The 18,800-nt window shown below is 41.0% G+C and carries 16 protein-coding genes and 1 tRNA gene; 3 read left to right on the forward strand and 14 right to left on the reverse strand.

Annotation, left to right across the window (positions count from 1 at the left end):
- Positions 1 to 24 precede the first annotated feature (24 nt).
- The 4 genes from ACSQ7D_RS06850 to ACSQ7D_RS06865 form a co-directional block, all read right to left on the reverse strand.
- Positions 25 to 348 (reverse strand): type II toxin-antitoxin system RelE/ParE family toxin, encoded by a 324-nt coding sequence (locus ACSQ7D_RS06850; protein ID WP_009410190.1) that lies wholly within the window; start codon positions 346 to 348, stop codon positions 25 to 27.
- On the reverse strand, positions 338 to 556 hold the full coding sequence (locus ACSQ7D_RS06855) for a hypothetical protein (RefSeq protein WP_437135728.1): 219 nt from the start codon (positions 554 to 556) through the stop codon (positions 338 to 340). The genes ACSQ7D_RS06850 and ACSQ7D_RS06855 overlap by 11 nt, the downstream gene beginning before the upstream one ends.
- Before the next feature lie 72 nt (positions 557 to 628).
- Positions 629 to 1,747 (reverse strand): DNA replication/repair protein RecF, encoded by a 1,119-nt coding sequence (gene recF, locus ACSQ7D_RS06860; RefSeq protein WP_437135750.1) that lies wholly within the window; start codon positions 1,745 to 1,747, stop codon positions 629 to 631.
- A gap of 151 nt (positions 1,748 to 1,898) precedes the next feature.
- On the reverse strand, positions 1,899 to 2,807 hold the full coding sequence (locus ACSQ7D_RS06865) for a hypothetical protein (RefSeq protein ID WP_016478546.1): 909 nt from the start codon (positions 2,805 to 2,807) through the stop codon (positions 1,899 to 1,901).
- Between the two features lie 743 nt (positions 2,808 to 3,550).
- Here ACSQ7D_RS06865 and ACSQ7D_RS06870 point away from each other — a divergent pair.
- Together ACSQ7D_RS06870 and ACSQ7D_RS06875 are read left to right on the forward strand one after the other, a co-directional pair.
- Complete coding sequence (locus tag ACSQ7D_RS06870; RefSeq protein WP_437135729.1) at positions 3,551 to 5,287, forward strand: ABC transporter ATP-binding protein; 1,737 nt, start codon at positions 3,551 to 3,553, stop codon at positions 5,285 to 5,287.
- A 6-nt stretch (positions 5,288 to 5,293) separates the two neighbouring features.
- Positions 5,294 to 7,015, forward strand: coding sequence for an ABC transporter ATP-binding protein (locus tag ACSQ7D_RS06875; protein ID WP_437135731.1), 1,722 nt, complete (start codon positions 5,294 to 5,296; stop codon positions 7,013 to 7,015).
- Between the two features lie 49 nt (positions 7,016 to 7,064).
- On the opposite strand, the gene ACSQ7D_RS06880 is transcribed toward ACSQ7D_RS06875, so the two are convergent.
- The 10 genes from ACSQ7D_RS06880 to ACSQ7D_RS06925 all read right to left on the reverse strand — a co-directional run bounded on the left by ACSQ7D_RS06880 (position 7,065) and on the right by ACSQ7D_RS06925 (position 17,268).
- A tRNA-Asn gene (locus ACSQ7D_RS06880) sits at positions 7,065 to 7,138 on the reverse strand.
- 215 nt (positions 7,139 to 7,353) lie between these two features.
- Entirely contained in the window at positions 7,354 to 8,736 is a 1,383-nt protein-coding gene (locus tag ACSQ7D_RS06885; protein ID WP_009410196.1) for a dipeptidase, read from the reverse strand.
- Between the two features lie 119 nt (positions 8,737 to 8,855).
- The gene (locus tag ACSQ7D_RS06890) at positions 8,856 to 9,164 is read right to left on the reverse strand and encodes a type II toxin-antitoxin system YafQ family toxin (protein WP_015782366.1); all 309 of its coding nucleotides are present in this window, start codon (positions 9,162 to 9,164) and stop codon (positions 8,856 to 8,858) included.
- 3 nt (positions 9,165 to 9,167) lie between these two features.
- Positions 9,168 to 9,410 (reverse strand): hypothetical protein, encoded by a 243-nt coding sequence (locus ACSQ7D_RS06895; protein WP_015782367.1) that lies wholly within the window; start codon positions 9,408 to 9,410, stop codon positions 9,168 to 9,170.
- Between the two features lie 38 nt (positions 9,411 to 9,448).
- On the reverse strand, positions 9,449 to 11,773 hold the full coding sequence (locus ACSQ7D_RS06900; RefSeq protein ID WP_437135733.1) for a glycoside hydrolase family 20 protein: 2,325 nt from the start codon (positions 11,771 to 11,773) through the stop codon (positions 9,449 to 9,451).
- A 27-nt stretch (positions 11,774 to 11,800) separates the two neighbouring features.
- Entirely contained in the window at positions 11,801 to 12,496 is a 696-nt protein-coding gene (locus tag ACSQ7D_RS06905; RefSeq protein ID WP_437135734.1) for a ZIP family metal transporter, read from the reverse strand.
- Positions 12,497 to 12,503: 7 nt separating this feature from the next.
- The gene (locus ACSQ7D_RS06910) at positions 12,504 to 13,634 is read right to left on the reverse strand and encodes a GTP cyclohydrolase (RefSeq protein ID WP_437135735.1); all 1,131 of its coding nucleotides are present in this window, start codon (positions 13,632 to 13,634) and stop codon (positions 12,504 to 12,506) included.
- A complete protein-coding gene (locus tag ACSQ7D_RS06915; RefSeq protein ID WP_437135736.1) occupies positions 13,615 to 14,559 on the reverse strand; it encodes a transporter in 945 nt (314 codons plus the stop codon). The genes ACSQ7D_RS06910 and ACSQ7D_RS06915 overlap by 20 nt, the downstream gene beginning before the upstream one ends.
- A gap of 56 nt (positions 14,560 to 14,615) precedes the next feature.
- Positions 14,616 to 15,887, reverse strand: coding sequence for a nucleotide sugar dehydrogenase (locus ACSQ7D_RS06920; RefSeq protein WP_437135737.1), 1,272 nt, complete (start codon positions 15,885 to 15,887; stop codon positions 14,616 to 14,618).
- 127 nt (positions 15,888 to 16,014) lie between these two features.
- Complete coding sequence (locus ACSQ7D_RS06925; protein WP_289012791.1) at positions 16,015 to 17,268, reverse strand: sigma-54 interaction domain-containing protein; 1,254 nt, start codon at positions 17,266 to 17,268, stop codon at positions 16,015 to 16,017.
- Between the two features lie 663 nt (positions 17,269 to 17,931).
- On the opposite strand from ACSQ7D_RS06925, the gene ACSQ7D_RS06930 reads away from it, so the two are divergent.
- Positions 17,932 to 18,792 carry a glycerophosphodiester phosphodiesterase family protein gene (locus ACSQ7D_RS06930; RefSeq protein ID WP_009421748.1) on the forward strand — a complete coding sequence of 287 codons (861 nt, stop codon included), beginning with the start codon at positions 17,932 to 17,934 and terminating at the stop codon, positions 18,790 to 18,792.
- Positions 18,793 to 18,800: the final 8 nt, after the last annotated feature.

Genomic DNA, 18,800 nt, shown 5'->3' on the forward strand with positions numbered 1-18,800 from the left:
CTTGATAGTTACCTCCAATTATAATCAGTCTTTTATATCAGAAATTCTATTGAATATTTGGTGTTCTTTTATTTGTTGTTTGGTGTTAATAATGGCTATGATAATCACTTCTGACAATTCTTCCAAAGCAATATAATGAATTCCAAAGTGGAATCTTTTAGTAAAGAAAATACGAACCTCCTCATATTTCTTTGGAGCAACAAAGGGAAAGTCTTTTAATGTTTCTATATAATCTACTATTTCATTATATGCTTCAAAACCTAAATTTTCTCTAAAAACATTGTAATAATCTATAATATCATTTAACTCTTTTTCTGCTCTGGGGTGGAAAATCAAACTAAATGACATACTTCTCTGATATTTTCTTCTTTACTTCTTCAAAAGAAATTCCAATAGAAGGGTTCTCTTTTATCTCTATAACTCTTTTATCCAACTCTTTTTTAAGAGAATCAGATAAAAAAGATTGTTCATACTCAAATTCCACTCCCATTTTTTCAAACAAAGAGGTCAATTCAGCTTTTTGTATTTCATTCTTAGGATACACTAATAAACACATATTATTTTAATTAAACAATTAATATCTGTAAAAGTCACTTTCTCTTCTCATTTACCTTTTATCTCTTATCTTTTACCTGCTTTTGTGGCTCTTACTGCCCGTGCGGCTCGCACCTATTTGAATCATCTCATACGCTAGTCCCGTTTGCTTCACTACGTCTTCGGTGCGTTGCGAATGAGTATCGGTAATAAAAAGCTGTCCGAAATGTTTTTGAGTAACCAACTGCACCAACTGCGTTACGCGAGTATCGTCAAGCTTATCAAAAATATCATCTAAAAGCACTATGGGCGTAATCCCTAACGATTGCTTCAACACTTCAAACTGCGAGAGCTTTAAGGCTATCAAAAACGACTTTTGTTGCCCCTGACTACCATACTTCTTCATCGGGTAGCCCTCAATCTCAAAAAGCAAATCGTCCTTGTGAATACCTGCGGTAGTGTATTGCGCACTGCGGTCTCGCTCAGTATTTTCGGCAAGCTGGGTAGCCAAATCACTTTGGTGCAAACTACTGTCGTAATGCAAACTCACTCGTTCCTTACCTCCCGAAATATACGCGTACTGCTCGCTAAAGATAGGCAAAAACTCTTCCATAAAAGCTCGCCGTTTCTCATAAATGTGTTGTCCTAAGGGTGCCAACTGCTCGTCGTAAATGTGCAAAGTCTCTAAAGAGAAAACGCCTCCTTCTGCCATTTGTTTCAGTAACGTATTGCGTTGCAAGAGCGTGCGGTTATAGCGCAAAAGCAGTTCTAAGTAAGCCCTATCAGTTTGCGAAATCACACTATCCAAAAACTTACGGCGCGTTTCACTACCTTCTACTATCAAGTCGCGGTCGGAAGGTGAAATGAGCACCATAGGGTATTTACCTATATGGTCAGCCAGACGTTCATAGGCTTTACCGTTGTGTTTCATTACTTTCTTCTGTCCTTTTTTAAGGCTACATACTATCTGTTCTTCACGTTCTTCTTGTCGAAACTGTCCTTCGATAAGATAAAACTCCTCGCCGTGGCGTACGTTCTGCACTGCCGAAGTAGTAAAGTAGCTCTTAGCCATACCTAAGTGATAAATAGCATCAAGCAGATTCGTTTTCCCTACACCATTATCTCCTACAAAACAGTTGATAGTAGGGCTAAAGGCATACGCTTGTGAGAGTATGTTCTTGTAGTTTACGACCGATATTTGTTTGAGAAACATCATTTGTTAGTGCAAAGGTACGAATAATTTGTGAATTACCAAATTTGTCGATTGAGTAATAAAAAACTTTGCCAAAGGTAATAGTCTGTCGTGCTACGTCCTTTGGCAAAGTTGATACTGTAATGCTTTTTGTTAAAATTCTTTTAGAAAATTAATAGCTGTATTCTGTAGTGCTGATAAGTACTTGTGGTGCTTTTTCATCTTTAGGCACTGAGTAAACTTTAATTCGGATTGGATAATCCCCATCATACTGAATATCATAGCGATATACGGTCTTAGTAACATTTTCTGGCTTATTGAGTTCTGCAGTTACAACTGTTTTCTTAATGATATTATTAGGGGTAAGAAGAGTAACAAAGTGGTCGGGAGTAGTTTGTATTATAAAATTCACATACTCAGGATTGATTTTAGCATCATATTCATAGGTTACCTCATAGCTATGAGTGGTAGTAGTGTACTCATCTTTTACCACATTGCCTTTAGCGTCTAAGGTGTAGCTATGCCATTCGTTTGTGTCATCACCGTTTTTGCCATCTTTTCTCACATAAGTGTTTTTGGTAATTCTTACCACATTGGTACTGGGATAATCGAAAGTAGTCGTGATGTAGCTCCCGTCGTTGTTGTTGGCGGGCTTATCTTCTTTTTTCACAAGACGTCCGTCTGCTCTGTATTCATAAACTTTCGTAGCGTAAAGAGTTGTTCCCAAGGCTATCGTTTCTTCTTTTTCTAACTTCCCATCAGCTCTATAGGTATAGATGTAGTTATGGAAGTAAGGCTCCTTTGAGTAGTAAGTTCTTCTTTGTAAACGGCCACTGCTATCGTAGTCGTAATCGTGATAAGTCTCATCACCATAAGAAGAATTGCCTCGATAGGTAATTCTTGTTTCTTTTTTAGGACGAGTAGCATCTTGCATCTCATATTTAATAACAGTGCGTTCTGTTCCTACAATAGTAGTAATTTCTTTAGGGAATTTAGCACTAGTACCGTCTTCGTCCTTGTCTTCTTTATTACAAGCTACGAAAGTTGCTGTTGCCATTAAAGCTAAAAATATTTTCTTCATCGTTTAAAAAGTATTTTGTTAATCGGCACAAAAATACACACTTTTTTGTTCCCCACCAAATATTTCATCATCTTTTTTTGTTTTACATATAACACAAACCATTTGCTAACCTTCCTACCTATGCGCTCACACCTAATCTGCTAATCTCTAATTTCCCAGCCCGTCCAGCTCGTACCCGCTCGTCTGTCTCACGCCTAATCTGCTAATTCTCTAATTTCCAAATTTTCTAATTTGCTAAATCTCTTTTCCGTCACACTCCCCCCCTAGTGCCTATGGCCTAAGGCCTATTGCCTCTTCCCTATTTTCTAATTTACTAATTCTCTTTCCCGTCACACTCCCCCCTAGTGCCTATGGCCTAAGGCCTATTGCCTTTTCTCTTTCTTTCGCCTCGAAACCCCGTTTTTAACATTTTTAGCACTGTTGTATTGTACTATGAGTCAACTACTTATATACCCTTTCTATACCAATCGTCCAAGATTCGTATAAGCTTCCTATAAGCTCTCTATAAGCTAACCCCACCCTCCTTACAGCCATTTTTCACCAAAAATTCCCTTAACCCTCTTCCGAACCTTTCCGATTTTCTTCGTGTCCGTTTACTAATCTATTAATTTTCTCATTCTCACATTCTCTCATTTTCTAATTATTAAAAAAGCTATTCACATTTAAAAAAAAGCTATTTATATTAAATCTATGTAAGAGCTTTTTACAGTATTTTTGCCCCGTTAATCAAACATTTAAATAAAATGATTCGCAATTTACTGTATATTACAGCTTTTAATAAAAAAGGTACGTGGCAGAGCGTGTTGTGGGAAATTGTGCATAACGGTTTTATCACAGCTCCGTCGGGCATATTACTCATAATATTATGGGAGCTTTTTAAACCGCAACCCAATCTGTCCCTTATCTGGGAAATGGTAGCCCTAATGGGCTTCCTACTCCTATTACAGTTCTTCGTTGCCTCGCGCACCCTTGTGTCGTCCAACCTATTAGTATATGGTATTTCCGAAAAAGTACGCATTCGCTTAGGTAATCATATCCAAAAATTCTCATTAGGTTTCTTCAAAAAGCGCGACCCCGGCGAAATAGCTTCAGTGATTATGCAAGATGTCGCCTCGTTTGAGCATATTTTCAGTCACAGTTTTGGCAATTTAGCAGCCGCTCTTTTCGGTACACTTATGCTCTCAGGATTTCTCTTCTATTGCGATTGGCGACTCACCCTTTGTTTGTTCATTGGCATTCTACTGGTAATACCGTTCTTAAAGCTCGGTATTTTTATGGTCGATAAATGGGAACTCAGCAAAGGGCAAGTAAAGGCACGAAACGAAGTATCAGCTAAATTCTTGGAATATGTACAAGGAATACGACACCTAAAATCCTATGGTCTTACAGGTAGTAATTACCGAATGCTCGAAAAGGCTTATGAGAATTTGCGCCAAAAGAGCATCCGCTTAGAAGCTATACCAGGACCATTTGTAATGCTTTCGTTCACTGTTTTGGAAATAAGCTTTGTGTTGATGCTCGCTTTAGGCTTGTACTATCTCACTCACAATACCATTACTATTCCTGTGCTTATCGTTTTTCTAATTTTAGGCTATATTCTGTACAACCCCATCAAAGTAGTATTAGTAGATTATATGATGTTGCGCTATATGAACGAAAGCCTCAGCCGTGTCATTGATGTACTGAAAGAACCCACTATGGAAACCGATAAAAACGAGTTCCCTTCTCACTTTAATATCAATTTTGATAATGTAAGTTTCTCGTATTTAGAAGATAAAACTACACTTAACAATCTTAATTTCAGCATTCCTCAGCACAGTATGGTAGCATTGGTAGGACATTCGGGCTCGGGTAAAACCACTATTGCTTCACTCATTGCGCGTTTTTGGGACGTGAATAATGGAAGAATTACCATCGGTGGAGTAGATATTAGAAATATCCGGCAAGACCGCTTCTATGGACTTATCAGCGAAGTATTCCAAGATGTATACCTATTCGATGATACTATTTACAATAACATCAAAATAGGGAATCCTAACGCTACCGAAAGCCAAATTATAGAGGCTGCCGAAAAAGCACAAGTACTTTCGTTTGCGTGGGAATTACCGCAAGGAATGCACACTCCCGTAGGTGAAGGAGGCAACCATCTCTCTGGCGGACAAAAACAACGTATCAGCATCGCACGTGCTTTGCTGAAAGACGCTCCTATTATCTTGTTAGACGAAGCTACTGCCAGTCTCGACCCCGAAAACGAAATATACATTCAAAAAGCCATTCAGGAACTTGTAAAAAACAAAACAGTAGTGGTGATAGCCCATAAGCTCTCCACCATTAAAAATGCTGATAAAATACTTGTTTTAGAAGAAGGGCGTATTGCCGAAGAAGGTACGCACCCCGAACTCTTGGCTAAAAAAGGTATTTATCATCGCCTCTGGACACTCCAACAACAAACCTCTGGCTGGACAGCAATTAACAATTAACGAACTATGAAAAGATTATTACAAATAGCAGGACAGCGTAAAACCTTACTCTTAGCCTCCTGCACTTTAGCCATTATTCACGCAGTACTGAGCTTGATTCCTTATGCCTTGGTATTCTATATCATACAAGAACTCACACAGCAAATACCCAATTTTGCTACCGCTCAACAATACGTAATCTACGCCATTGTAATGATAGCCGTGAGTATGGTCGCTTTCTTCTTATCGGGTATTTTATCACATATCGCCGCTTTCAACATTCTTTACGGTCTCAGGAAAACGATTACCGAAAAGGTCGGCGTATTGCCTATGGGCTATCTTTCTAACCGCAATTCAGGAGCTTTTAAGAAAATTATTTCAGACGATGTAGAACGTATAGAAACCTTTATTGCTCACCAAATCCCCGATTTTGTAAAAGCTATTGCCTTGCCTTTATTCACCTTAGGATATCTGTTCAGTCAAGATTGGCGATTAGCTCTTGCCAGCTGTTTGCCTTTATTGTTGCTACTGCTTATTTTCCCAATAATGTTTGGAGGAAAAAACAAAAATCTTACCCAGCTATATCACCAATCGTTAGAAGAGATGAGCTCAGGTATCGTAGAATACGTACGTGCTATGCCTGTGATGAAGATATTCCAACAATCAGCTGAGAGTTTTGATAAATACGGCAAGAAAGTAAAATCTTTCAACCGTTTTGTAAGCCAGTGGATACGTCATAGCTCACCCCCTTACGCTATCTTTATGAGTTTTGCTAGTAATGCAATGTTGCCTGTTTTGGCATTAGGTCTATATCTTTATTTTCACAATGGGGTAACCCTTGCCACTATGCTCTTTTTCCTTATCATAGGCACAGGCTATATACGTCCCGTTTTTGCCATTAGCAATATGGCAATGCAACTACAGCTGATAGAACAAGGCGTACAACAGATTGATAAAATTCTCAATCAACCCATTCTTCCCGAAGGACATAATGCACAGATACCTACTCACTATAATATCTGTTTCGACAAGGTTAGCTTTGCTTACGACGGCGAGAACTATGTATTGAACAACGTTAGCTTCACAGCCAAAGAAGGTACAGTTACTGCCTTAGTAGGCCCCTCAGGGGCAGGTAAAAGTACCGTAGGGCAATTGCTCTCTCGTTTTTGGGATTGCCAAGAAGGACGAATTACTATAGGTGGAATTGACATCAAAGAGTTACCCACCGAAAGTTTGATGCAAAAGGTATCATTTGTTTTCCAAGATAGCTTTATGTTTCAACAAACAATGTACGACAATATTTGTATGGGAATGGATAAAACAGAAGAAGAAGTGATAGAGGCTGCCAAAGCAGCTCAAATACACGATTTTATCACGAATCTGCCCAATGGGTACAACACATTTTTCGGTCAGCAAGGGGTACATCTCAGCGGAGGAGAACAACAACGCTTCCAGTTGGCACGTGCTATTCTTAAAAATGCACCAATCCTCATCTTAGACGAAGCTACTGCCTTTGCCGACCCTGAGAACGAGCATAAAATACAGCAGGCTTTCAGTACGCTTATTCGCAACAAAACTGTACTTGTGATAGCACACCGCCTTAGCTCTATCACCACAGCCAACCAGATTATTGTATTCAACAAAGGCGAAATCAATGCTATAGGCACTCATAGTCAGTTATTGCAAGGGAGTGAATTGTACGAAAGAATGTGGAATGCTCACAACCGAGCTAAAGAATGGGCTTTATAAGAAGATAAAATAAAAAAAGCACTTACATTATGTAAGTGCTTTTTTGTTGCTCCCCCTACTGGACTTGAACCAGTGACCCTCTGATTAACAGTCAGATGCTCTAACCAACTGAGCTAAGGAGGAATATTTTCTACTTATGTTTTCCTTAATTGCGGTGCAAAGGTACAACTATTTTTGAAACCTGCAAATTTTTAAGCAGAAAAATATTTAATATTTTTTAGTTGTACTGCTAAGTCGTTTATTTTCAATAATAATATAAAAAGACTTTACCGAAAGTTTAATAGTCTCTCGTGCTACGAGTTTCGGTAAAGTCCTTATTACTATTTATGTAACTTGTATTACTTTTGTACAAAGTAGTGATAGAACCACGGAATGGTTTCAATACCTTTTAGGAAGTTGAAAATACCGTAGTGTTCGTTAGGCGAGTGGATAGCATCGCTATCTAAACCAAAGCCTAAGAGAATAGATTTGCTACCTAATTCTTCTTCAAAAAGAGCTACAATAGGAATACTACCACCTGAACGCACAGGTATAGGTTCTTTCCCGAAGCTCGCTTGGCAGGCTTTTACTGCTGCTTGGTAAGCAGGCGTATCGGTAGGGGTTACATAGCCTTGTCCGCCGTGGTGCGGAGTTACTTTCACGCGCACACCTGCTGGTGCGATACTCTCAAAGTGCTTGGTGAAGAGCTCGGTAATTTCGTGGTTGTCTTGGTTAGGTACCAAGCGCATTGATATTTTGGCATAAGCCTTACTTGGGATAACCGTTTTAGCTCCTTGTCCGGTATAGCCTCCCCAGATACCATTTACATCAAGGGTAGGACGTATAGAGGCACGTTCGGTAGTGGTATAGCCTTTTTCGCCATATACCTCATCAATATCTAAGGCTTTTTTGTAGGCTTCGAGTGAGAAAGGTGCTTTTGCCATTTCATCGCGTTCAGCTTGTGAGAGCTCTTCTACTTTGTCGTAGAAATGCGGAATGGTAATGCGGTTGTTCTCATCGTGCAAAGAAGCAATCATTTTAGTAAGCACGTTGATAGGGTTCGCTACGGCACCACCATATAAACCAGAGTGCAAATCGCGGTTAGCACTGGTAACCTCCACTTCCACATAGCTAAGTCCGCGTAAGCCCGTAGTGATAGAAGGGGTGTCGTTAGCCAGCATACTGGTATCGGAAATGAGAATAATATCGTTTTTGAGTTTTTCGTGGTTGTTTTTTACAAACCAACTAAGACTTCCTGAGCCTATTTCTTCCTCGCCTTCAATCATAAACTTCACATTGCAAGGGAGCACGTTGTTTTTCACCATATATTCAAGGGCTTTCACGTGCATAAACATTTGTCCCTTGTCGTCACAAGCCCCACGAGCGAAGATAGCTCCATCGGGGTGAATATCGGTTTTTTTGATAACAGGCTCAAAGGGGTCAGATTCCCAAAGCTCAATAGGGTCGGCGGGTTGTACATCATAGTGCCCATATACTAAAACAGTAGGCAGGGCAGGGTCGATAGTTTTTTCGCCATATACGATAGGGTAGCCAGGGGTTTCACATATTTCCACCTTGTCGCAGCCAGCCTTCTCTAAGGCGTTTTTTACAGCATCGGCGGTGTTGAGCACATCCTGAGAATAGGCAGCATCAGCACTGATAGAGGGCATTTTAAGCAGTTCTATCAGTTCCGCAATAAAGCGGTCTTTGTTTTCATTGATATAATTTTTTACTGAATCCATATGTCAATTAACAATTTACAATTAATAATTTACAATTCTGCAACCGTAGCAGGGTGTTTTTTCTTTTTGTGTTATTGTTGTGTGTTTTTTAAAATATGTAGTTATATCCTTTAGTAAAATTATTTGCTAAACAATTCTGAATGAGAACCTAACCTAACTAAAAGTATTCTTTTCCTCTCTTCATCGTATTGTAACCAAATGATAAGTAAATCAGGTTCTATATGGCATTCCAAATGTCCTTTATAATTTCCTGTGAGAAAATGGGCTTTCATTGATTTAGGTAAGTTATCTACTCCTCCCTCTTCTAATAAAGCAATAGTATCTTCAATCTTTAGGATTTTGTTTTTATTACTTCTATACTTTTTATAGTCTTTTTTAAACTGTCCAGTATAAGTTATTTCATATACATTTCTGTTAATATTATCCATAACTTAATCATTTAAAGAGGCTATTAATTCTTTTACATTTGTAAAGTATTTTGTGTTAGGATCGTTTATAAGTCTTTCTGCTTCTTCTAAGGCTTTTTGAGTAGTCTCATTTGGAATGTTTTCTCCCCTTCGTAAACGTGGAGTTTCTTCAAAAGTCTCTATTATTTTAAAGTTGAGACTTTCAAGTACAGATTTAGCATTTTTCAATGAAAGTCCTTTGGGTAAGGCAACTGTAATTGTTTCCATATTTTTCTTCTTTTACGCAACAAAGGTACATTATTTTTCTAAAATACCAAAATTTCATCTATAAAAAGCCAAGCATCACCTCCTTTTGGGGGTGTTTTTACGTTTTTGAGGGTGAGCTTGATATAGCGTGCTTCCGTTGGACTAAACTTCAACACAAAATCTTTTAAGGTGGCTTTCCCTCTGACTACACAAGGCTCGTTGTGAGTTGCTACTTCACGGTAGTTTTTACCGTCGTTTGAAAGGGATACTATAAATTCTACGGGAAAGTAAATACCAGATGCTTGGGCATCCATTGCGCCTATACGCACTTCTCTTACCTCGGTAGCTTGCTCCAAATCGAGGGTAAGGGTTACATCGTCGCCTAACCAACCGAGCCATTGCCCATCGTGAAAGTTTTTGGTACCGCGAATGACATTGGTGAGCGTCGCTTCTCCTTGCCCTTGGTAATTCTTGTGATAAAGTGGACTGTAACTTACTTTCTTATCTATCGCTTTGTGGAATGTTACCTCGCCAGTGGTAATGGTGTTGGTCGCCTTTCCACTGAAAACAGTTGCTTTAAAGGTCGTGCTTCGATTCAACGCAATAGGCTGGTGGTATTTCGTAGCTTTCTCTATAGGAGTATCTCCCAAAGCGTAGCGAATGTCGGCGTTTGGGACTTCACAGTCTAATTTTAGAAAGATAGTCCCCTCTTGGTTTTCAACGGTAGGCACTACTTGGTACATAGAGCGGGCATAGTTCACCTTCATCACGTCCAAACGCTTCATAAAGGCTTGAGTGCGATTTATAAAGTTGTCCCAATTCTTCAAGTTATCGGTTGTCCAACTGATTTCAGCAAGCGCCAACAATCGCGGAAAGAGCATATATTCCGAATGTTCAGTGCTACCCACGTGTTCTGCCCATAAGTTGGCTTGCGTACCCAAAATATTTTTTTGTAGCGCTGGGCTGAGGTTTTCTTTTTCAAGACTGTAATGGTAAAGGGTTTTGAGCGGTAAGTAACCACCATTGGCTTGAGGCTCATAATCGGGAAGACCTTGATAGTTGTCTATATAGCAATCGCTAGTGAGGACAACAGGGTTACCTTGTTCGAGGGCTTTTTTACCTACCTCGATACCGCGCCAATTCATCACCACTGCATTGTTAGCTAAACCACCATCCATTATCTCGTCCCAACCTACCAAAGTGCGCCCTTTGGATACTAAGAAATCATTTATACGTTTGATAAAATAACTCTGTAGTTGGTGCACATCTTTTAAGTGGTGGTCTTTCATACGTGCTTGGCATTTGAGGCACTTTTCCCATTCGGTGTGAGTGGCTTCGTCGCCACCTACGTGAATGTATTTGCTGGGGAAAAGCTCCATCACTTCGGTAAGTACATCTTCCAAGAAAGTAAAAGTTTCTTCTTGCCCCGCACAATAAATATCGGTGATAGGCCACACCGCGCCTGAGGGTACTCCTATGGGGTGTTTGTGACAAGACAGTTTGGGGTAAGCCGCTATGGCACTCATTGCGTGGGCAGGCATTTCTATTTCGGGGATTACCATAATGCCACGTGCAGAGGCGTAGGCTACAATCTCTTTAATATCTTCTTGGGTATAGAAACCTCCGTATTTTTTAGGAGCTGTCGCAGGATTAGCAAAGGCGTTGGCGGGGTTAGTGATGCGCTCACCCCATAGTTTATCCTCTTGGTCTACACGCCACGCACCTATTTCGGTAAGTTTAGGATACTTTTTAATTTCGATGCGCCAACCTTCATTGTCTACTAAGTGGAAGTGGAAGGTATTGAGCTTGAGCATTGCCATACGGTCGAGGGTTTTCAGTATATATTCCTTGGAGAAGAAATGGCGAGAGACGTCCAGCATCAATCCGCGCCAAGCGTACTGAGGAGCATCAATGATGGTAACTGCGGGCACCGCCCAATCAGTCTTCACGGGTGTAGTGCTTTCAAACTCTTTAGGCAGTAGTTGACGCAGCGTTTCGAGGGCGTAAAGTGCCCCGTTGTAACCACCTGCCTTAATGATAATTTCTTTAGGATTTACAGTGAGAGTGTAACCTTCTTTAGGAAGAGATGTATCAGTGTCAATCACTACATAATTAGTCAAGAGAGCTACTTTTTGTACAGAAAACCTAAATCCAGAAGCCTTCTCAAATTGTTCGAGAAAAGAACGCCGAGCTGGCATCAAAGCAGGGTCAATCACAAAAGCAGTTTCCTTAGTAAACCGGAAACTACCCTTACCCAGAGTGAGCGATTGGGGTCGCGGAATAACATTAAGGTCACTCTCGGTAAAGGCAACCTCTTTATGAGGAAGTTGGCAAGCAACTACCCATAAAACACTAATGCATAAGAATTTTTTTATCGTCTTCATTGGTTAATCTGTTAATTGGTCAATTTACTAAGTAAGATACGCTACCACAAATCCTACACAAACACTTAAAAACTTTAATAGGTTAAAACGATGTCCTTCGGAGTTTTTAAATAAGATTACGGTAGATATATGTAAGAAAATACCTATTACAATAGCCGAAAGCTCCGTGTGGTAACTGATAAGGCTTGGTACTGTATTGCTTAAAAAAGTGCCTAATGGCGTCATTAGGGCAAAGAAGAGTAAAAACAGTGCTGTCTTCCACCTGTTCACCCCCGAATTCACAAAAAAGGTAGTGAGCACAATAGCCACAGGCAGTTTGTGCACGAATATACCATACACAAGGTCGTGATTATGCCCGTGAGATAGCGGGAAACCTTCTAAAATGGAGTGAATACTAAGGCTGATAAACAGTGAGAGCGGGAAAGCACTATGCTGGTGTGGGTGTGGGTGCTGGGTGTGACCGTGTTCGGCTCCGTGCGAAAAGAACTCTAAAACAATTTGTAAGAGTACTCCTACTATCACAAATAGCCCTATGTATTTAAAATCGTGCTGCTCATCGTGAGAGTGATATACTTCGGGTATCAGCACGAATACAGTGAGTGCTAATAGGTAAGCGCCACTGAAAGAGAGTAGTAGTTTGGTGTATTGCTGTTGGGCAGGTTTAAAAAAGGTAACGAATGAGTAGCCTAATACCACTGCCAGAAAAGGGAGAAGATAATTCATTTTACATTTAATCTCTTACCTGTTTTTTAAAGGTAGCACGGCGAGCAAAAATGACGGGGTCAAAACTCTTCCAGAGTTGCTGAATAGCAATATTTTCTTCGAGTTCAGGTGTAATCACGCAATGAGTAACACCATTGCGGGTGAATATATCATAATAATAGTCGAACAACAAGGCGGGAATACCCTTACTTTGGTATTCGGGGGCTACCCCAATAAGGTAGAACTCCACCGTGTCGTGATGTCGTTTCGATTGTAACAAATACCACCAACCCCAAGGAAAGAGTTTGCCTTTTGCCTTTTGTAATGCTTTGGAGAACGAAGGCATCACTATGGCAAAACATATCAGTTTACCGTCCTTATCTTCAATAAAACGTATATACTCAGGATTGATAAAAGGGATATACTTTTGTTTGAAGTACTCGCGCTGACGTTCGCTTATAGGCACGTAGGAGGCTAACTTAGAATAGGTTTCGTTGTAAAGGTCAAACATTGCGTCTACGTGCTTGAGCACTTCTTTAGTAGTAGGCGTATCAATAAACTTTACCCCATAGCGTTTTTTTATGGCTTCAGCTGTTTTCTTAAAAATCTCAGGTTTAGAGTTCTTTACTAAAAATTCCATCTCTACAAAGCCTTTTTCTTTGGTAAAGCCTAATTGCTCTAAATGCCGATTATAATAAGGATAGTTATACCACGTCATCATATTCGAGAGATGGTCGTAACCTTCAGTAAGCAATCCCACTTTGTCCATATTCGAAAAACCTATAGGTCCTTCCATATACTCCAGTTGATACTCACGAGCTTTTTCAGCTACTTTATCCAAGAGAACTTGTGTTACTTGAATATCGTCTATCATATCCAGCCAACCAAAGCGCACTTTCTTTATGTTCTGTTTAAGGTCGTGCTGATTAATAATAGCTACTACGCGCCCTACCATTTTACCTTTCTCATTGTAAGCTCCGTAAAAGAAGGCTTCGGCATTGTCGAATACAGGGTTCTTGGTTTTGTCAAAAGAGGCTACCTCGTCACTGATGAGAGGAGGCACCCAATAAGGGTTGTTTTTGTATAAAGAGAAAGGGAACTTCACAAACTCGGTAAGTTCCTTTTTAGTGGTGAGTTCTTTAATCGAGATCAATGGCATTACGTCTGTTTCTTTTAGGTTTTTTCTTGTGTTGTATTTTGGTGGTTTCTATTGTTTCACTCAATACCTTCTTGATATAGCTGTTGTGGTTATCGATGCGATAAGAAGCCCCGAACAATCCCATATAGCGTTGTGGGGTATCTTTCCAGCCAAAGCCCATATCGGCATTGAGTTGTATTTTATCGGAGAGCAAGAAGGCAACGCCAAGACGCGTAATCTGGTCGTTGTAATGCTGGCTGTGAATACCTTGATGCTCTGCAAAGATACTAAACCAACCATTGTCTAAGTTATGAGTAACGGTGAACAAATAGCTGTATTCGGTGTTTTTTCCGCTTAAGAACCTATCAATGATACCGTTTGCTACCAACACCACACGGGGGATAGGCTCTGCTTGAAAGATAGCTGCTACTTTGGGAGAGAGTGCCGGTATTGACTCGTAGTAATATCGCTTGTTTGGTAAGAAATTCACCCCTGCATAAAGAGATATGGAAGGTGTGAGATTGCGCCATCTAAAAGAGTTATTAGCCTTCCAACTGTAAATACTCGGCTCTTCATCTAAAAAAGCAGGTTTAAAGAGCAAATACTTAGCTCCGATAGTATTGTTCACAAAACCAAAGTGCGAAGTCGTACCATTAGATGCAATCGTACGGTCATAAGCAAGAGTACCATTGAGCATCACTTCCAATTCTTCTTTATAAAAACCATAACGCACTGCATAGTTCATTCCAGTAAAATCCATAGAAGTGCCTGTCTCTTTGTGGTGGTTGTGCTCGTACCATAAACCTCCTTCAAATTGTAATACTCTCGCCCCTACTGCGTAAGCACTTTGTGAATTACCTGGGAGGTTTGAGTTAATAATTTCAGTGTATTGTGCCTTTGCCAAAAACGGAAAAGCACAAAGCATTAGCAAGTATATTTTCTTCATTGTATGTGAATATTTTAGGCGACAAAGGTAGGAAAAAGTTTTTTACTATACAACTTTTATAACCTAAACACGTTCTTCTTCACTTTCAACTTCCCCTTTACGTCGTAAACGATACCGTCTTCTTTTAAGTAATTTCCTATATTCATCTGTAGAAACTCTTGGTGCGCCACGCAAAGCACCACTACATCGTTGTGGGTAGGGAGGTTTTGTGGTTTAGTAGCTACTGTAATGCCATATTCTTCACGAGCGCGCTCGGGGTTTGCCCAGGGGTCGTATACCACTATATGATTAGTAAAGTTTTCGAAGGTGCGGTAGATGTCTACTACTTTCGTATTGCGAGTGTCGGGGCAGTTTTCTTTGAATGTAAAACCTAAGAGCAGGATTCGGCTGTCCTTCACAGGCATACCTTGTAAACACAAGCGGTTGATAATCTGATAGGCGATATAGCCTCCCATCGAGTCGTTTGTCTTTCGGGCTTCCATCATTAAGCGTGGCGATACGCCGTGCAGTTTAGCTTTTTGTATGAGGTAGTAAGGGTCTACCCCTATACAGTGTCCACCTACCAGACCGGGGCGGAAGGGCAAGAAGTTCCACTTGCTACTGGCTGCATCTATCACCGCATTAGTATCAATCTCTAAAATATTGAATATCTTCGCTATCTCATTCATAAAGGCGATATTCACATCGCGCTGAGCGTTTTCTATCACTTTGGCGGCTTCGGCTACTTTTATAGACGGGGCAAGGTAAGTGCCTCCCCTCAGCACTGAATTGTAGAGAGTATCTATTTCCTGTGCTACCTCAGGGGTAGAGCCTGAGGTAATCTTGCAGATAGTCTCCACGGTATGGTGCTTATCACCAGGGTTGATGCGCTCGGGCGAGTAACCCACAAAGAAATCGCGGTTGTATGCAAGCCCCGACACGCTTTCCAAGATAGGCACACACACCTCTTCCGTCACTCCTGGGTAAACCGTCGATTCGTAAATCACTATATCTCCTTTTTTTAGCAATGCACCTACTGTTTGGCTCGCCTCGCGCAAGGCGGTAAGGTCGGGTTGCTGATAGAGGTCGATAGGTGTAGGTACTGCCACTATGTACACATTGCAATCCTTAGCGTCCTCAGGGTTCGCAGTACAAATAAGGTGGGTAGCCAAACGCTCTTTAAGGATTTCACTACCGATTTCGCCCGTAGTGTCAATACCTGTGTTGAGGCTCTCCACTCGCGCCGTATAGGGGTCGTAACCCACTGTGGGATATTTTTTGGCAAACAGACAAGCTAAGGGGAAGCCCACATAACCCAGCCCAATAATGCCTATTTTATATGATTTCATCTAAATAATTAACAATTCACAATTAATAATTAACAATCCTTTCCCAAAACTCCGCCACGTCCGGCTGGCAGAAAGTTCTCTCTTCTGACCTCCTATTACCTGAGGCTTATGCCCCAAAGCTTAGTGCCTAAATCATATTATACTGTTTTAGTTTGCGATATAGCGTCCGCTCCGAAATCCCCAAGGCTTTGGCGGTTTCCTTGCGCTTGCCACCGTTGTGTTCTAACGACTTGCGTATCATTTCGCGCTCTTGCTCTTGAAGTGAAAAACGCTCTTCTTCCGCAGCTTCCTCATAGTCGTACACCTCTTCGTGAGATAGGATTTCCTTCTCGGTAGGAGGTACGGGAATGATAGAATAAGCCGGAGAGCTCGCCTCATTCTTGTGTGAATCATTGCCGTAGATGCGATGAATAAGTCCCTCGTTGTCCTGTTGTACTTGGGCTGAATTGCCGTGTTGTAGCAGTTCAAGGGTAAGCTTTTTCAAGTCATTGAGGTCAGATTTCATATCGAAAAGCACCTTGTAAAGCAACTCGCGTTCGTTGCTAAAATCACTATCCTGGCGCGCTTGCTGAGGTACAACCTGTGGTAGATTGCTACCCTCATCGGGTAAGTAGGTGCGCAAAATACTCGCCGTAATATCCCTGCGCTGTTCAAGTACCGAAATCTGCTCGGCTACATTCCGCAACTGACGGATATTCCCGCTCCAACGGTAGTTCGTGAGCAGATGTACCGCGTCTTCGCTGAGCTTCACAGGAGGCATTTTGTATTTCTCGGCAAAATCCGAAGCAAACTTGCGGAAAAGCAAGTGGATATCGTCTTTGCGTTCGCGCAAAGGAGGCAAATGTATCTCTACTGTGCTGAGTCGGTAGTAAAGGTCTTCGCGAAAACGTCCTTTTTTAATAGCTTCTTGCATTTGCACATTGGTAGCCGCCACAATGCGCACATTCGTCTTCTGCACTACCGAGGAACCTACTTTTATGAACTCGCCATTCTCGAGCACCCGCAAGAGGCGCACTTGGGTAGTGAGGGGCAATTCACCTACCTCGTCCAAGAAAATAGTCCCGCCATCGGCTTCCTCAAAATATCCACTACGGGTAGCGGTAGCTCCCGTAAAAGCGCCTTTTTCGTGACCAAAAAGTTCCGAATCGATAGTCCCTTCGGGGATTGCTCCGCAGTTTACGGCTATGTATTTACCGTGTTTGCGTAGAGACAGCGAGTGAATGATGCGCGGTATAGCCTCTTTCCCCACCCCACTTTCTCCGGTGATGAGTACCGAAATGTCAGTAGGGGCTACTTGTATGGCTTTTTCGATAGCGCGATTTAGCTTAGGGTCGTTGCCAATAATGCTAAATCGCTGTTTTATAGCTTGTATATTTTCCACTTTTTTAGTTGAGAGTTTATGAACGGCAAAGGTACGAATATTTTTTTGAATTTATGTCAGTTCGATATAACAAAATGCTATTTTTCAATCGCTTTTCCTCCGCCTTTCCGCCACCACACTCCCACTAAACTCCTCCCACAAATTTGCTAATCTCCAAATTTTCTAATTTTCTAATTCGCTAATTCTCTAATTATCCCTTCTCTTTTCGGTCGCCACATTCCCCTTTTTTCGTCGCTCTCTACCCGTCACTACACCCCCTCTCCTTGGGAGAGGGACGGGGTGAGGATTCTCTTTCTTTCGCCTCGAAACCCCATTTTTGGCATTTTTGGCATTGTTGTATTAAGCTATTAATCAACTTTTTACACACCCTTCCTATACCAATCGTCCAAGATTCGTATAAGCTTCCTATAAGCTCTCTATAAGCTAACCCCACCCTCCTTACAGCTCATTTTTTACCTTTTGCCTAAATTTTCCCTTCCGTTCTTTTCCGATATCTTTCTATCTCCTCAGTCTCTCCAATAAAGCCTTTAATCTCATCTGAATCGTCTGACTTGTCTGACCTGTCAAAAAACTATTTTTATCACTACTCATTTGCTAATTCTCTCATTTTCTCATTCTCTCATTTTCTCATTTCCACATTTTATTTATCTTTGCAAAAAAAATATGTTTTTAATGAAGAAATATATCATCACTTTATCGCTTTTGTGCCTCGCAATGGCTTGCAAAAGCCCCTCAACCGGACAGATAATCCCCCAAGAGGAGATTACTAATCAAATGTATTTCACCTCCAAACCCATTGTTTCTGCTCATCGGGGTGGGGGAGGAGAGCAACTTAAAGGCTATCCCGAAAACTGTTTGGAAAGCATTCAATACCTTTCCAAAAAAGGAATACACAGCTTTGAGATAGATATCTTCGAGAGTGCCGACGGCGATTTGCTCCTGATGCACGACGATAAGTTAGGACGTACCGCCACAGGTCAAGGAGTCGTATCAGCTCTTACTACCGCACAGTTGCGTACTGAAAAACTCAAAGATGAGTTCGGTAATGTAACTGCTTTTCAGATTCCGTTTTTAAAAGATGTACTTTCCTGGTGTAAAACCAATAAGGGGTACTTAATGTTAGATTTTAAAAAGGGTATTTCTTATCAAAAAGTGGTAGATTTAGTGCGCGAAGAGAAGATGGAAGCACAAGTGGTGCTTATCAGTTATAATACTGCACAAGCCGAAGCCTTGCATAAGGTAGCTCCTGAGATGCTCCTTTCGGTGAGCGCCCGCAATGAAGACGAACTGAACCGTATTTTGCAAACAGGTATTCCTAAACAGAAGTTGTTGGCTTTCACTGGTATTCGTTTAGCTCCTGATCAGCTGTACGAACGTTTAAACCAACTAAAAATACCTGCCATATTAGGTACATTAGGTAACTTAGATAAGCGTGCTGCTACCAAAGGCGACCACCTATATACCGAGTGGGCAAAGAAAGGTATACAAGTTTTTTCTACTGATAGACCTTTGGCATTCAACTAAAAAATAAG

It is taken from the genome of Capnocytophaga sp. G1920 (assembly GCF_051417515.1).

Excerpts from the sequence above, each read along its gene's own strand:
- ACSQ7D_RS06850 (WP_009410190.1), bottom strand. The coding sequence starts at position 348 with ATGTCATTTAGTTTGATTTTCCACCCCAGAGCAGAAAAAGAGTTAAAT.
- ACSQ7D_RS06855 (WP_437135728.1), bottom strand. The coding sequence starts at position 556 with ATGTGTTTATTAGTGTATCCTAAGAATGAAATACAAAAAGCTGAATTG.
- recF (WP_437135750.1), bottom strand. The coding sequence starts at position 1,747 with ATGTTTCTCAAACAAATATCGGTCGTAAACTACAAGAACATACTCTCA.
- ACSQ7D_RS06865 (WP_016478546.1), bottom strand. The coding sequence starts at position 2,807 with ATGAAGAAAATATTTTTAGCTTTAATGGCAACAGCAACTTTCGTAGCT.
- ACSQ7D_RS06870 (WP_437135729.1), top strand. The coding sequence starts at position 3,551 with ATGATTCGCAATTTACTGTATATTACAGCTTTTAATAAAAAAGGTACG.
- ACSQ7D_RS06875 (WP_437135731.1), top strand. The coding sequence starts at position 5,294 with ATGAAAAGATTATTACAAATAGCAGGACAGCGTAAAACCTTACTCTTA.
- ACSQ7D_RS06885 (WP_009410196.1), bottom strand. The coding sequence starts at position 8,736 with ATGGATTCAGTAAAAAATTATATCAATGAAAACAAAGACCGCTTTATT.
- ACSQ7D_RS06890 (WP_015782366.1), bottom strand. The coding sequence starts at position 9,164 with ATGGATAATATTAACAGAAATGTATATGAAATAACTTATACTGGACAG.
- ACSQ7D_RS06895 (WP_015782367.1), bottom strand. The coding sequence starts at position 9,410 with ATGGAAACAATTACAGTTGCCTTACCCAAAGGACTTTCATTGAAAAAT.
- ACSQ7D_RS06900 (WP_437135733.1), bottom strand. The coding sequence starts at position 11,773 with ATGAAGACGATAAAAAAATTCTTATGCATTAGTGTTTTATGGGTAGTT.
- ACSQ7D_RS06905 (WP_437135734.1), bottom strand. The coding sequence starts at position 12,496 with ATGAATTATCTTCTCCCTTTTCTGGCAGTGGTATTAGGCTACTCATTC.
- ACSQ7D_RS06910 (WP_437135735.1), bottom strand. The coding sequence starts at position 13,634 with ATGCCATTGATCTCGATTAAAGAACTCACCACTAAAAAGGAACTTACC.
- ACSQ7D_RS06915 (WP_437135736.1), bottom strand. The coding sequence starts at position 14,559 with ATGAAGAAAATATACTTGCTAATGCTTTGTGCTTTTCCGTTTTTGGCA.
- ACSQ7D_RS06920 (WP_437135737.1), bottom strand. The coding sequence starts at position 15,887 with ATGAAATCATATAAAATAGGCATTATTGGGCTGGGTTATGTGGGCTTC.
- ACSQ7D_RS06930 (WP_009421748.1), top strand. The coding sequence starts at position 17,932 with ATGTTTTTAATGAAGAAATATATCATCACTTTATCGCTTTTGTGCCTC.